We start from the raw sequence: 13,552 nt of genomic DNA, 5'->3' as shown, positions 1-13,552 counted from the left end.
CAAAAGCAGCAAATGCAACACATTGACAAAAATTAAATACAACACTTATTAGCGTCATTACTTCAAAAAATATGATTTAGGCAAGATAAAAAAGCATAATTAGCACTTTACAATGCATTTTAGAACACAAAATGAAATGATAACACAAAAAATAAAGTAAAGAGAATTTTTAAAAATGTTATCCACATTTTTAAAAAACTAGGTTTTTAGCTAGAAAAACCTAATTCTGAAGCATTTTGAGGTGGTAAATTGTAGGCATTTTCTTGTTCAGCAGCACGCATTTCTTCGCTCGTTTGTCTGCTACCATCGTGGCTATAACCTGGCGGGCCAAATACATAATGCAGCTTTTGCACCCAAGTAATATTTTGTTGCGAAATATCTTTTACTATTTGCTGCCATTCGTGAAAAACAATGGTTGCAGCATTAGCATTGTCTATATTTTTCGTAAGCCCGTATTCTATCGGCTGATAATTTGCCGCAGGCAATTCTGCTTGAAACGTTCCAAACAATTTATCCCACAATATTAAAAACATACCCATGTTTTTATCTAAATATTTTGGGTTGCTTGCATGGTGCACCCTATGGTGCGAGGGCGTAACCAATACATGCTCTAGCCAGCCCATTTTACCTATCAATTCTGTATGCACAAAAATGCCCCAAATTTGCGTAGCGCTATATACAAATAAAATATCCAACGGCTTAAAACCCAATAATGGCAAGGGCAAAAAGTAAATAAAACGATACAAAGGCTGAAATACAGAAGAGCGAAAACCAACTGTAAAATTCATTACTTGGCTACTATGGTGTGTAACGTGGGTGGCCCAGAAAAAGCGTATTTCATGGTCGAAACGGTGTAGCCAATAATACAAACAATCTTCTGCTAGTACAAGCAACAACCAATACATAAGGCCTTGATGCCAGCTAATTAATTTGTGACTAAAACAATAGGCAAACACTGCCAAATACACCACACGAAACAGCAAATCGATACTGCCATTTAGCAGCATCAGGTACACATTAGTAATGGTATCTTTAAGTGTGTAGTTTTTGCGATGTTGCCAGTGCGAAAGCAATAACTCGGCAGCAATTAATACCAAATAAATTGGTGTAGATATTAAAATGAGCCATTGCTCGCTTATTGCTTCCATGTAGTTTTGTATGTATTACAAAGTAACAATTACAAAAGCACATAAATTTCTATTAAATTGTTAAGTATGGTTGAGGACGTAAGTTTAGACAATTGGCAGCAAAAAAGTAAAGACCACACCAAGCAGTACAAACACTTTTTGCAACGCGCCGATAAAAACAAAGTTTTAAAAGCTTTGCCTGACTTACATGAAGAAGCTTTTGAAAAAATAGATTGCCTAACCTGTGCTGCTTGCTGCAAAAACTACAGCCCACGCTTTAAAACCACCGATATTAAACGCATTAGCAAGCATTTAAAACTGCGTGAAAGTGTATTTATAGATACTTACCTAAACCTTGATACCGATGGTGACTACGTGGTTAAATCTTCCCCTTGCCCCTTTTTAGGTAGCGATAACTATTGCAGCATTTATGAGCAAAGACCAAGCGACTGCCACCGTTTTCCTTACACTGATGAAGATGTATTGCTAAAAAGACCAGCCATTACACTTAAAAACGCCACCTTCTGCCCAGCCGTATATTTTGTGTTGGAAAAATTGATGCCTTAGCACTCAGCTTTAATAAACCCATTGCCTAGAATTTTTGTGACAAAATAAAATGTCACAGCAATAGTGCTTATTGAAATATCTACATTTCTAAATAATTAGTTTACTTTTTTCCCTTTTTGACTAAATTTGACAAGTGGATAAAATAGGACAAATAGAAATTAGGATTACTGGCTCAAAAGGTAATATCGAACTATCCCCTGATAATTATGATATCAGAGAGATTATCTCTATCTTAGAAAATGCAGAAAACCTTCTTTATTCAGGCGATAAAAAAGACAGACCGAACATTGCTTATAAAATTGAAACTGGTTCAGTTAAACATATTTTCAAAACTTCAATTCAATTCGTCATTGGTTTCAATGCCATAATTGGTCAAGTTCAGCAATCTCAAAACATCGATTTCTTAGAGTTGTCAACAGCTAAAGCATTTGAAAATATTCAAGAAATAGCAGCTAAGAAAAATTTCACGTTCACTATTAAAACTTCGCTTGATCATTCTAATGAAATAAAGATTGACAAGACAACTCAACTTTACAGAACAGAAGCTATTTGGGTTGACGCTGAGTTTTATTTTTACGGTAAAATAACTAACGCAGGCGGAAAAGACAAAACCAATATTCATATAAACACTGATGAGTTTGGTAGTGTAACCATTAATACGCCTATTTCATTTTTTGAAAACCTTGAGGAAAATATCATACATAAAAAACCTTACGGTATTAGGGCTATTGGAAAACAACATAGCGAAACTGGTGAGCTAGATAAATCCTCCCTAAAATTTGTTGAATTAGTTGATTTCGAACCATCTTACGACGAAAAGTACCTAAAATCATTGCGTGAGAGAGCAAAAAAATCTTGGCTTGGAAATATAGACTCTGAAACTTGGCTTAGAGAATTAAGAGGAGGTTATGATGCATAAAGCCGTTTTACTTGATACAAGTTTTTTCTTGCGTTTTTTAAATGACAATTCAGCATTATTTAAAAATGCAGATGGATATTTTCGTTATTTCCTTCAAAACGAGATTAAAATGTATATTTCTACTATCTCGATTGCAGAATATTGTGTGGGTGGCGATATTCATGAATTGCCTCTAAAGAATTTACAAATTATTCCATTTAATCTTGACCACTCAAAAAAGACTGGCGAATTTGCAAGACTAGTATTTCAAAATAAACACAAATTACAACTACGAGAGCGTAATATAATACCAAACGACACTAAATTATTTGCAACTGCTGATGTAGAAAAGAGTGTTGATTTCTATCTTTCGTCAGATACGGAGAGCCAGAAAATTTACAACTTGTTGAAACAAAATTTAACTCTAAAGTTTCAGTTTATTGACCTTAACATTCCATTTGGTCAAACTTTTGGTGTGTTGGATTTGTAGGCAAAACAAAACCAAAATGCGCTCCTTTGCTATTATAATGTTTAGCGAAGCGCTACTCATCTCGAAAGTTTGATAAGCAAGAGTAAGTGCGAAACGTTTTCTAATTCAAAATAGTACCTAAAGAAGCCTACAAATTATTTAGCCGTCAACTCTTCATAAGCTGCTTGCAGGTTTCTATCAATACCGTTGCCTTGCATTTCTGTAACGCCAGGTATGGCTTTGGCTTTTACAATCTCGTCTTTGGTTTTGCCTGCTTTTATTTCGCCATCTACAAAGGCAAGTAGTTTTTCTATGTAGTCTTTAAATACTTTAATATCCTCTTTATTGCCAGTTACTTTTTCGGGGTTAAAGGCGTGGCCAAACACAAACAAAGTCTCATTATCAAAAGTGGTTAAGGTTTTATCAAGTACCTGCGTCCAGCTTTTAAGGCTTGCACCAGCACTTCTATCTATTACAGGGTAACGTCTGTTAAACAACAAATCACCCATGTGTGCAACGTTAGCATGTTCAAAATGTATAATCGCATCGCCATTGGTATGGCCTGCACCAAAGTAGTGGGCTTTTATGCGTTCGCTGCCTACTTTTTGCTTCCAAGTATCGGTAAAGGTGATGTCTTGAAACAATTGCTTGTCTTCATTTTTTTGCGTAGCGGCTACACGTTTATAATTGGCTAGGCAATTGTCGTGGCCTACCACATGACCCACGATATCTTTAAAGCTAATGTTGCCGCCTGTATGGTCACCATGATGATGGGTATTTATAAGGTAGGTAAACGGCTGTTCGTGTTGCTTTTTTAGCTCCTCAATTAAATGCTTCGATTGGTCAGGAAATTGTGAGTCAACCACTACAATACCTTTTTTAGACACGTGAAAAGCAATAGTACCGCCACGTTCGGTAAAAATACCTACATCGTTACGCAACATGGTTATTTTAAAAGCAGGCTGTTGTAGCAAATTGGCTAGCAAATGTTTAGGCGCAAGCGCTAATAAGCCAGCAGATAAACCTGTAGTGCGTAAAAATGAACGACGTTGCATAGTGTATGATTTGAATGATTGTAATGATTAAAATGATTCCTTGTAAGAAATGAAACTAAACATGAAAGTACTAATCTAATTTAGATAATGCAATTTCTTAATTACCATTCGTAAAATCATTAAAAAAAGTCACTCATTTATTTCATTAGCATCATTATAATCAGTGATTATCTTATTTACACCCAAAACTTCACCACAATACACACAATGGCATATATACACGTAGCTGCAAAAATGCCTCTAGCGGTTTTATCTTTTCTTGAATTGATGTAAAGGGTGAATATGCCTGCATTTACAATTAGCGATACACTAATTACCGATGTAAACAAAGTTTTGTAAATGGCTAAAAAGTGTAAGAAATCTGTAAAACTCAGCGCACTAAACTTACCAAAATAAAAACCTAGCAAGCCTAAAAATGGCGCTAAAATACCCAACACAACACCTAGAATTAAATTATCTTTTGTAAGAAACATAGCTTGTATTTATCAATGATTGTGATGTGCGTAGTTATAATTTCCAAGACTTTTCCATCTTAGCTTTTAGCTCATAATTAGTAAGGTCAAACTGAACAGGCACAACACTTACATAATTATTTGCCAAAGCCCACACATCGGTGTCTTTACCCTTATCAAAATTGATAAACTCACCAGTAAGCCAATAATAGTTTTTGCCGTGTGGGTCTTTGCGTTCATCAAAATCTTCTTCGTATTTGGCATAAGCCTGACGGCAAATTTTAATGCCCTTAATCATGTCAGGTGTGGCTATTGGTATGTTTACGTTTAGTAGTAAATGCTTGTCTTTCGTTTTGGTTAAAAGCAGTTCAGCAATTTTTCTTACATAAATTTTTGCTGCCGTAAAATCTGCCTCCATAGAATAATCTAACAATGAAAAACCCGCAGAAGGAATGCCTTCAATAGAAGCTTCCATAGCTGCACTCATAGTACCGCTGTAAATAACATTAATGCTATGATTTGCCCCATGATTAACACCACTTAAACAAATATTTGGCCTACGGTGCAAGATTTTATCTACGGCCAGTTTTACGCAGTCTACAGGTGTACCGCTACAAGTATAGGCTTCTACACCTTCTATAAAATTTACTTTTTGCATGCGCAAAGGATGGCCAATGGTAATGGCATGCCCCATACCACTTTGCGGTTTATCTGGCGCTACTACTACAATGCGCCCTAAACCTATTACTGCTTCTGCCAAAGCCCTAATGCCTGGCGCACCAATACTATCATCGTTTGTAATAAGAATAACTGGTTCTTCTGTTTGTTTCTTCGCTTTTGCCATGCCTGCAATATAAAACTATTGGTTTTAAGATGGTAAATAGGTGTGCTATATTAATAGTATTTTATCATTTGCGCAGCAGATAAAGTGTCAAAACAACAATAGAAAAAGGCGAGTAACTAGCCAAAAAGAAGCGTTTATAAAGATTTTCCTATTTTGCACCCCGATGAGAAGTAAAGAGTTCGTGTTTTTAAAAGTTTATAACACCTAACTAACTACTTATTTACGCTTACTAATAACGTGCATTAAAGTGTTACTCGTCAAAAAAATACCCCAAAAATGAAGGCAATTATTCCAGTGGCAGGTGCAGGTGCAAAGCTTAGACCACACACATATACACAGCCAAAGGCATTAATACCAATAGCTGGCAAAACGATTTTGAGTTTTATTGTAGACCAATTAAACGAGGCAGGCATTACAGAATTTATTTTCATCGTGGGCTATTTAGGTGAAAAAATTCAAGAGTATGTTATGCAAACTTACCCAGAATTGACTACGCATTTTGTGTATCAAAATGAGCGCCAAGGCACAGGCCATGCCATAGAACTTACCAAAAATATTGTTGGTGACGATGAAGTGTTTGTAGTGCTTGGCGATACCATTTGCGATTACGATATTAAAGAAGTGATGGATAGCCCTTTTAGTATGCTAGGCATAAAAAAAGTAGATGACCCACGCAACTTTGGTGTAGCTAGTGTAAATGAAGAAGGTTTTATAGAACAATTAGTAGAAAAGCCAGCCATACCAAAAAGCAATATGGCTCTAGTAGGCTTGTATAAAATTAAAGAGAGCCATTTTTTATACGAATGCTTGCACCAATTATTTAGTCAAAACATAAAATCCTACGGTGAATATAACCTTACAGATGCTTTAGACTGTATGATAAAGCGTGGTGCTAAGTTTAAATCGTTTAAGGTTAAAAACTGGTTTGATTGCGGTAAAAAAGAAACCCTGCTAGAAAGTAATGCTATTTTACTGAAAAAATTTGGTGCCAATATTATCAGCGATCATTCTTTTAAAAATACTATCATCGTTCCGCCTGTAAGTATTGCGCCAGGTTGTAATATTGAAAATGCTATTATTGGCCCTAACGTAGCTATTGGTGCAAACACCACCATCAACCACTCAATTGTTAGAGATAGCATTATAGGCTCTTACACCAATTTGTTTGAAGTGGTTTTAGATAATTCATTAATTGGTAGCGATGCCTCAGTAAAAGGCTTAAGCCGTAGCTTAAATATTGGCGACAATACAGAGATAGACTTTGGATAACAGACTACAATTTTGATATATCATTATGCAAGCTTATTTTTAGTTTGTAAATAATGACTATGCAAATCATTCAATCTATTCAAAATAGAATACACACTATACGTGGAGAAAGAGTAATGCTAGATAGAGATTTAGCATCGCTATATGAGGTAGAAACAAAACGCCTTACTGAAGCTGTAAAACGTAATATCAAGCGCTTTCCTGAAGACTTCATGTTTCAACTTACGAAACAAGAATACGACTCTTTAAGGTCGCAATTTGCGACCTTAAACGAAAATGATTTGCATCCAACATCACAAATTGTGATGATAAATGCTGGTAGAGGTCAACATTCCAAATACTTACCTTACGCTTTTACTGAACAAGGTATTGCTATGCTTAGCGGTATTTTAAACAGCGACAAAGCCATCAACATGAACATCAATATCATGCGTGCCTTTGTGGCTATAAGAAAAATAGTGCTGCAACAACAAGATATAAAAGAACAGTTGCAGGCAATAAAAGAAAGACTCAGCGAACACGATGTTCAACTAAGCCAAATTTACGATGCAATGGAAAACATACTCGACGAAAAAGCATCGCAACGCAAATGGGAAGAAAGAGACAGAATAGGCTTTAAACCCAATAAATAACTATACCAAGTAAGCTTCAAACACAAACTCAAAATTGCGTTTTACACGTTGTTTTACATCGCTCATTGGCACAGTAGTACCAAGTTCTTTTTGCAGTGATGTTACTTGCTTATTAGCAATACCGCAAGGCACAATATTATTAAAGTAACTCAAATCGGTGTTAACATTAAATGCAAAGCCATGCATGGTTATCCATCGGCTACATTTAATACCCATAGCACAAATTTTACGCTCACTACCAGGCACATTTGGCTCAATCCACACACCAGTTTCACCAGTGCTTCGCTCACCTTTAAGGCCATATTCTGCCATGGTCATTATAATCACTTCTTCAAGGCTGCGCAAATACCAGCTTAAATCGGTTTTAAATTTATCTAGGTCTAATATTGGGTAACCAACCAACTGTTCAGGACCATGAAACGTAATATCGCCACCTCTATTGATGTGAAAAAATTCAATACCCTGCTTAGCTCTTTCTGCTTCACCAATCAGTACATTTTCTTGATGACCACTTTTACCTAATGTATATACAGGCGGATGTTCTACAAACAATAAATGATTGAAAGTAGCTACCGTACCAACCGCACTTGGTGGCAAATGATTTAATTGCGCTTTAGCATCAACATTCTGTTTTAACAGCACTTCTTGCAAATCCCACACTTCTTTGTACGAACGTTTGCCCAAATCTTTAAAAAATACTTCCTGCTTCATACTACAAATTTAGCCAACCTTTAGTGTTTTTGTGGGTGAGTTATAAACATGAAAATCACATTAGCAAAGCATCTGTCTATATTTGCGCTGTATGAATGTTGATGTTGAAATAATACAAGAAGACAATAGCGAAGAACTTTATGAGCGTAAATCGTTTACGGTAGATAAAGGTCAAGAAGCGACACGCATAGATAAATGGGTGCAAAGCCATGTTGAAGGCGTTACACGTAACAAGGTGCAAAATGCTATTGATGCTGGTTTTTTAACCGTTAATGGCAAAACAGTTAAGTGCAATTACCGCATAAGACCAGGCGATGATATTGTATTAATGAGTTTAATAAACCCAGAGTACACTACTGTTAAATCAGAAAATATTCCTTTAAATATTGTTTATGAGGATGAGGATGTAATGGTAATTAACAAGCCGCCAAATATGGTAGTACATCCTGGTGTGGGCAACTTTAGTGGCACGTTGTTAAATGGTGTGGTGTATCATTTGCAACAGCAAAACCCCAATATTGACGAAGAAAAGCTGCCACGCTTTGGCATGGTGCATCGCATTGATAAAAATACCACAGGCTTAATTGTTATTGCAAAAAATGGGGCTGCCGCTGCACATTTATCGAAGCAATTTTTTAACCATACTGTAAAACGTAAGTACGTTGCAGTAGTTTGGGGCAATGTAGAAGAAGATAATGGTACCATAGTAGCGCATATTGCTCGTCACCATCAAAATAGAAAAATGTTTGCCGCCTACCCTGATGGAGAGACTGGTAAACACGCCATTACGCACTATAATGTACTAGAGCGCTTTAACTATGTAACGATGGTGCAATGCGTGCTAGAAACTGGTCGCACACACCAAATTCGTGTACATATGAAACACATTGGCCACACATTATTTAACGATTGGGAATACGGTGGCGACAGAATACTAAAAGGCACTATTTATACCAAGTACAAGCAATTTGTAGACAATTGTTTTGAAGCTTGCCCACGCTGCGCCTTACATGCACAAACGCTTGGCTTTGTTCACCCACGCACCAATGAAGAAGTATTTTTTACTGCAGAATTACCAAACGATATGCAGCAAATGATTACCAAATGGCGCACTTATATCACTCACAGAAATATTGTCTAGTCCTAGAATAACGATACACGATTAACAATAATAAAGCCCTGCTGAAAAGCGGGGCTTTTGTTTTGGTTTTGCTACCATTACGTTTATTGCTACTTGTAGCACTACCGTGCTTTTCATAGCCTAAATGCGCATCTAGCTCACCTGCTAGCATCTCTTCAACACCGCGTTTAAACAACGCATCCATAAAACCAGTAAAATCTTCCCCTCTCTTAAATTGTTTGAAAAAATCTACTGGTAAACCTTTCAATAAATCGTTTTGATCTTTTTTCATGTGATTGTGCAAGTTTAATACTTACACACTTAATTGGATACTCCCTATTTTCACGCATACGTAGCAACAAATAAGCAACACGCACAATAAACCACCACAACCTAGTATTTTTGCGGCTTTAGCAAGGTATTTATGCAAACAACTATTGGCACAGATGTGCAGGCAGCAGCTAGTATTTTACAACAAGGGCAATTGGTAGCAATACCAACTGAAACTGTGTATGGCTTGGCTGCCAATGCACTTGATGAAAAAGCGGTGGTGCAGATATTTGAAGCTAAAAATAGACCGCGTTTTAATCCGCTGATTATACATGTGGGCAGTATTGTAGCCATAGCACAATATGCCATTATGAGCGACTTAGCCCTAACACTTGCTAATGCTTTAATGCCTGGCGCTTTTACATTGCTATTGCCCAAGCTACCAATAGTGCCAGATTTGGTAACAGCAGGTAGCCCTAAAGTGGCGGTTCGTATGCCTGACCATGCCTTAACGTTGCAACTATTGCAACAATTACCATTTCCTTTGGCGGCACCAAGTGCCAATGTATTTGGCTATGTAAGCCCTACCACAGCGCAGCATGTGTATGATGGCTTAAGTGGTAGAATTCCTTACATTTTAGATGGTGGTGCTTGTACGGTGGGTGTAGAATCTACCATTGTAGAAGTGATAGAGGATGAAGTGATATTACACCGTGTGGGTGGTGTAAGTATAGAAGCCATAGAAGCAGTGATAGGTAAAGCGGTGCAATTACCTTCTTCTACTACACATCAGCCGCTTACACCGGGGCAACTGAAAAGCCACTATGCTACTACCACACCTTTACTACGTGGTGATGTCAATACATTATTACCTGAGTTTGCAGATAAAAAGGTGGCCATTATTGGGTTGAACATTTATTACGAAGGCATAGCAACAAAAGACCAATACTTACTTTCTACAAATGGTAGTTTGGTAGAAGCTGCACAACATTTATTCAATGTAATGCGACAGCTAGATGGCAAAGGTTATGATGTAATTATTGCAGAAACTTTTCCTGATGAAGGGCTAGGAAAAGCCATTAACGATAGGCTAGAAAGGGCACAAGTGCTGCATAAGTAGTTGCAATTTCAGCATCATATTCTCTCTTTTGAATAAGAATTGGAGCTAACATGCTAGCTGATAACTATTGGCTAGAGGTTGTATTTCTATGCTGTATCTCTACTCATCCTTCGTTCATCTTACGTTATAGATGTGCGATAGGGCTACTAGAGGTATTAAGTAAAATGCCTTTTAATGCGACTTGAATTTGGTTGCGCTGTTTCGCAATGCTGCGCAGCGAACAGAACGTACATACCGATAGCTATCGGTAGAGTGACACAACGGAAGCATCATAGTAGTACTACTGCCGGTTACATGATTATTCAACTTTGTTAGTCGGTTTTATCCAATAATGTTCATACTTGTAGTATTGTGTAGTAAATTATCTACAAATGCATCAAAATGGGGCTGAAATGTATCATATAATAGTAGCTTACATTAATAGTTTAGTTACTTTGCATGAGATAACCCAATAGTATGAAAAGTATGCCTAGAATATTGTTTTTTTTACTGACTTTTTGCGGGTTGATGTTGGCCTGTAGTAAAGGGGTGGATACACCTGCAAACGGTGAAACTGGAACGCCTGCTGTGGGCGGTACAACATCGGCTTATAAAGACACGGTGTCTGTAACACTTGGTACAGTTACTATTAAGTACAGTAAAACGTCGGCTTGCTACCCAAGCAATGAGATTTTTGCCTTTACTGCAACGGCAACAGGCTTGCCTAGCGGCGCAACTTATAACTGGGATTTTGGTGATGGACAAACATCTACAGGTAGTACAGTAAAAAACATTTACGAAACAACGGGTGCTTACACGGTGATATGTACCATTAAAAATAGTGCTGGTTCTGTATTAAGTACTACTACTGTAAATGTGAAAGCTTGGGGGCAGCAAGTAACGCCTCATGCGGTTTTTAGCAGTCAGATTTATGATGTGAACTATGTAAATAATATGGCTTTTACAAGCCAATCATCTGTACAGCGTGGTACACTTACCAACTATTTTTGGGATTGGGGTGATGGTACAACTACAAGTACGGCTAACGCTTTTACGCCACACAATTTTCCGCAAGTGGCTAGTGATATTGTATATCCTGTAAAGCTGGTGGCTACGGCAAATTCTGGTTGTAAAGACACGGCTGTTGTATCGGTACCAGTGGCTGCCGTATTTGCACCAAGTGGCAGTTTTGATGCGGTGAGTTATGATGTATGTAGCAACGAATACTTTGTATTTACACCAACTGTTACTGGTATACCAAGTGGCTGTGTATTTACTTGGGATTTTGCTGATGCAAGTGGTACTGCCACTGGTAATCCTGTAAAACATTATTTTACTTATCAGAATAATTATGATGTAAAGATGACGGTGACTTACAAGGGCAATATCATTTACAAAACCAATAAATCTATACGAGCACAGGGCCAAAATGTAAGACCTGTGGCTTTGTTTATAAAGAATGTAAAATCTGAAGATGCAACAAGTGTTAGTTGGGCTTTTTATAGCCAGTCTAACATACCGCATGGTTATTTTACAGGGTATAGATGGGAGTTTTCTAACGGTACTGTTGACGATAATTTTAACACTTATATAGAACAGACCTACAAAAAGACAACCACTAGCCAAACACAAACTGTACGATTTATAGTTACAGGCAATAGTGGCTGTAAGGATACAGCTACAGGTACGTTTGTGATACCGGCTTTATAAAATGGATTAGCCACTGATAATGTTTGCCACAGAGGCACTGAAATACTGAGAAATAAAAGTGCTTGAGTAAATAAATGACTGAGTAATTAATGAAGAAACTGGTTGCATATTGTAGTGTAGTGTTGCTGGTAGCGGTAATGGTAGCATCGTGCAAAAAAACAGATGTAACACCTGATACCGCTACCGATGGTGATGGTATTATTGGTACAATAAAAACCTCTAATGATACTACTTATGTTTCTGTAGGTTCAGTAACCATATACTATACTAAAACAGCGCCTTGCTACCCAAGTACAGAGATATTTAAACTAACAGCTAGTACTACTAATTTACCTACCAATGTTACATTTAACTGGTACTTTGGTGATGGTAATATTGCTACTGGTAAAACGGTGCAACATGGTTACGATGCACCATCGCCTTATGTGATACGACTAGATGTAAAAAATGCTTCGCAGGAAGTAATTGCTACGGCTACTTTTCCCGTAAAAGCTTGGGGGCAGCAGTTAAAGCCTGTTGCTATTTTCTCTTTTAAAAACGATTTTAACGATAACCTAAATTACTTCACATTCAACAGTGCTTCGAGTGTAAACCGTGGTGCTATTGTGCAATACCGTTGGAATTGGAATGATGGTAGCAAAATAGATACGGTTGCTAATGGTTTAATAAGACATCAATTTCCTAGTGCTACTACTGATAAAGTATACCCTGTAAAGCTAACCATACAAACAGATGCAGGCTGTACCGCAGATACAACTGTGAATGTAACAGTATTGGCCAATTACCCTATAACTGGTGACTTTAACGCAGTAGCTTACGATGCTTGCACGAATGAATATTTTTTATTTACACCTACTGCTACCAATGTGCCATCGGGTGCTTATTATGTGTGGAATTTTTCTGACGGCAGAGGCGATACCACGGCACCTTACCCCATTAAGTACGTGTATAAATACATGAACGATTACGATGTGATAATGACCATTGTTTTAAACAACAGAGTGATTTATAAAACGCATAAACTGGTTAATGCAAAGGGTGAAAATCCAAAACCTAAAGCAAGCTTTTATACCACATTGGTAAATAATACAAGCACTACAACTAAGTATAGTTTTAACAGCCAATCTACCATTGCGCATGGCGGTATCAGTGCATTTTTGTGGGATTTTGGTAATGGTGCTACTGATAATAATTACAGCAGTTTTATAGAAAATACTTACACCAAAACCACTGCTGCTACTAACTACACCGTACGCTTAATAGTACAAGGTAATGGCTGTGCTGATACCACTTACAGAACCGTATCGGTAGGGGCTAAGTAACCGCTTA

General features: G+C 37.3%; 15 protein-coding genes. 9 read left to right on the top strand and 6 right to left on the bottom strand.

What is annotated here, in order from left to right:
* Positions 1–206: 206 nt before the first annotated feature.
* Positions 207–1,148, bottom strand: a complete 942-nt coding sequence (locus ACT9TX_RS04920) for a sterol desaturase family protein (RefSeq protein ID WP_481337111.1) — start codon at positions 1,146–1,148, stop codon at positions 207–209.
* A 66-nt stretch (positions 1,149–1,214) separates the two neighbouring features.
* Between ACT9TX_RS04920 and ACT9TX_RS04915 the strand changes: the two genes are divergently transcribed.
* From ACT9TX_RS04915 to ACT9TX_RS04905, 3 genes are all read left to right on the top strand, one after another.
* Positions 1,215–1,694, top strand: a complete 480-nt coding sequence (locus ACT9TX_RS04915; protein ID WP_481337109.1) for a YkgJ family cysteine cluster protein — start codon at positions 1,215–1,217, stop codon at positions 1,692–1,694.
* 133 nt (positions 1,695–1,827) lie between these two features.
* The gene (locus ACT9TX_RS04910) at positions 1,828–2,613 is read left to right on the top strand and encodes a hypothetical protein (RefSeq protein WP_481337108.1); all 786 of its coding nucleotides are present in this window, start codon (positions 1,828–1,830) and stop codon (positions 2,611–2,613) included.
* On the top strand, positions 2,603–3,082 hold the full coding sequence (locus ACT9TX_RS04905; protein ID WP_481337107.1) for a PIN domain-containing protein: 480 nt from the start codon (positions 2,603–2,605) through the stop codon (positions 3,080–3,082). The genes ACT9TX_RS04910 and ACT9TX_RS04905 overlap by 11 nt, the downstream gene beginning before the upstream one ends.
* A gap of 134 nt (positions 3,083–3,216) precedes the next feature.
* Here the strand turns inward: ACT9TX_RS04905 and ACT9TX_RS04900 are convergent, their stop codons facing one another.
* The 3 genes from ACT9TX_RS04900 to surE form a co-directional block, all read right to left on the bottom strand.
* Complete coding sequence (locus ACT9TX_RS04900) at positions 3,217–4,116, bottom strand: MBL fold metallo-hydrolase (RefSeq protein WP_481337106.1); 900 nt, start codon at positions 4,114–4,116, stop codon at positions 3,217–3,219.
* Positions 4,117–4,292: 176 nt separating this feature from the next.
* Positions 4,293–4,589 carry a hypothetical protein gene (locus ACT9TX_RS04895; protein WP_481337105.1) on the bottom strand — a complete coding sequence of 99 codons (297 nt, stop codon included), beginning with the start codon at positions 4,587–4,589 and terminating at the stop codon, positions 4,293–4,295.
* A 34-nt stretch (positions 4,590–4,623) separates the two neighbouring features.
* Positions 4,624–5,412 (bottom strand): 5'/3'-nucleotidase SurE, encoded by a 789-nt coding sequence (gene surE, locus ACT9TX_RS04890; protein WP_481337104.1) that lies wholly within the window; start codon positions 5,410–5,412, stop codon positions 4,624–4,626.
* A 276-nt stretch (positions 5,413–5,688) separates the two neighbouring features.
* Between surE and ACT9TX_RS04885 the strand changes: the two genes are divergently transcribed.
* Both ACT9TX_RS04885 and ACT9TX_RS04880 read left to right on the top strand, forming a co-directional pair.
* The gene (locus tag ACT9TX_RS04885) at positions 5,689–6,681 is read left to right on the top strand and encodes a sugar phosphate nucleotidyltransferase (protein WP_481337103.1); all 993 of its coding nucleotides are present in this window, start codon (positions 5,689–5,691) and stop codon (positions 6,679–6,681) included.
* A 59-nt stretch (positions 6,682–6,740) separates the two neighbouring features.
* Complete coding sequence (locus tag ACT9TX_RS04880) at positions 6,741–7,313, top strand: ORF6N domain-containing protein (protein WP_481337102.1); 573 nt, start codon at positions 6,741–6,743, stop codon at positions 7,311–7,313.
* On the opposite strand, the gene lipB is transcribed toward ACT9TX_RS04880, so the two are convergent.
* The gene (lipB, locus tag ACT9TX_RS04875) at positions 7,314–8,024 is read right to left on the bottom strand and encodes a lipoyl(octanoyl) transferase LipB (RefSeq protein WP_481337101.1); all 711 of its coding nucleotides are present in this window, start codon (positions 8,022–8,024) and stop codon (positions 7,314–7,316) included.
* Positions 8,025–8,115: 91 nt separating this feature from the next.
* On the opposite strand from lipB, the gene ACT9TX_RS04870 reads away from it, so the two are divergent.
* The gene (locus ACT9TX_RS04870) at positions 8,116–9,165 is read left to right on the top strand and encodes an RluA family pseudouridine synthase (RefSeq protein ID WP_481337100.1); all 1,050 of its coding nucleotides are present in this window, start codon (positions 8,116–8,118) and stop codon (positions 9,163–9,165) included.
* Here ACT9TX_RS04870 and ACT9TX_RS04865 read toward each other — a convergent pair.
* Positions 9,143–9,436 (bottom strand): hypothetical protein, encoded by a 294-nt coding sequence (locus ACT9TX_RS04865; protein WP_481337099.1) that lies wholly within the window; start codon positions 9,434–9,436, stop codon positions 9,143–9,145. The two genes, ACT9TX_RS04870 and ACT9TX_RS04865, sit on opposite strands and share 23 nt — an antisense overlap.
* 132 nt (positions 9,437–9,568) lie before the next feature.
* Between ACT9TX_RS04865 and ACT9TX_RS04860 the strand changes: the two genes are divergently transcribed.
* The 3 genes from ACT9TX_RS04860 (at position 9,569) to ACT9TX_RS04850 (ending at position 13,545) form a co-directional block, all read left to right on the top strand.
* Positions 9,569–10,534 carry an L-threonylcarbamoyladenylate synthase gene (locus ACT9TX_RS04860; RefSeq protein ID WP_481337098.1) on the top strand — a complete coding sequence of 322 codons (966 nt, stop codon included), beginning with the start codon at positions 9,569–9,571 and terminating at the stop codon, positions 10,532–10,534.
* A 456-nt stretch (positions 10,535–10,990) separates the two neighbouring features.
* A complete protein-coding gene (locus tag ACT9TX_RS04855; protein ID WP_481337097.1) occupies positions 10,991–12,223 on the top strand; it encodes a PKD domain-containing protein in 1,233 nt (410 codons plus the stop codon).
* Between the two features lie 89 nt (positions 12,224–12,312).
* Positions 12,313–13,545 carry a PKD domain-containing protein gene (locus ACT9TX_RS04850; protein ID WP_481337096.1) on the top strand — a complete coding sequence of 411 codons (1,233 nt, stop codon included), beginning with the start codon at positions 12,313–12,315 and terminating at the stop codon, positions 13,543–13,545.
* The last annotated feature ends 7 nt before the right edge of the window (positions 13,546–13,552 follow it).

It is taken from the genome of Parasediminibacterium sp. HNIBRBA5674 (assembly GCF_056745525.1).
This window is presented reverse-complemented; position numbering and strand designations above follow the sequence as displayed.

Bases quoted from the DNA above. Each gene is read 5' to 3' on its own strand.
- ACT9TX_RS04915 (WP_481337109.1), top strand. From the start codon at position 1,215: ATGGTTGAGGACGTAAGTTTAGACAATTGGCAGCAAAAAAGTAAAGAC.
- ACT9TX_RS04865 (WP_481337099.1), bottom strand. From the start codon at position 9,436: ATGAAAAAAGATCAAAACGATTTATTGAAAGGTTTACCAGTAGATTTT.
- ACT9TX_RS04900 (WP_481337106.1), bottom strand. From the start codon at position 4,116: ATGCAACGTCGTTCATTTTTACGCACTACAGGTTTATCTGCTGGCTTA.
- surE (WP_481337104.1), bottom strand. From the start codon at position 5,412: ATGGCAAAAGCGAAGAAACAAACAGAAGAACCAGTTATTCTTATTACA.
- ACT9TX_RS04850 (WP_481337096.1), top strand. From the start codon at position 12,313: ATGAAGAAACTGGTTGCATATTGTAGTGTAGTGTTGCTGGTAGCGGTA.
- ACT9TX_RS04885 (WP_481337103.1), top strand. From the start codon at position 5,689: ATGAAGGCAATTATTCCAGTGGCAGGTGCAGGTGCAAAGCTTAGACCA.
- ACT9TX_RS04880 (WP_481337102.1), top strand. From the start codon at position 6,741: ATGCAAATCATTCAATCTATTCAAAATAGAATACACACTATACGTGGA.
- ACT9TX_RS04920 (WP_481337111.1), bottom strand. From the start codon at position 1,148: ATGGAAGCAATAAGCGAGCAATGGCTCATTTTAATATCTACACCAATT.
- ACT9TX_RS04905 (WP_481337107.1), top strand. From the start codon at position 2,603: ATGATGCATAAAGCCGTTTTACTTGATACAAGTTTTTTCTTGCGTTTT.
- ACT9TX_RS04855 (WP_481337097.1), top strand. From the start codon at position 10,991: ATGAAAAGTATGCCTAGAATATTGTTTTTTTTACTGACTTTTTGCGGG.
- ACT9TX_RS04860 (WP_481337098.1), top strand. From the start codon at position 9,569: ATGCAAACAACTATTGGCACAGATGTGCAGGCAGCAGCTAGTATTTTA.
- ACT9TX_RS04870 (WP_481337100.1), top strand. From the start codon at position 8,116: ATGAATGTTGATGTTGAAATAATACAAGAAGACAATAGCGAAGAACTT.
- ACT9TX_RS04895 (WP_481337105.1), bottom strand. From the start codon at position 4,589: ATGTTTCTTACAAAAGATAATTTAATTCTAGGTGTTGTGTTGGGTATT.
- lipB (WP_481337101.1), bottom strand. From the start codon at position 8,024: ATGAAGCAGGAAGTATTTTTTAAAGATTTGGGCAAACGTTCGTACAAA.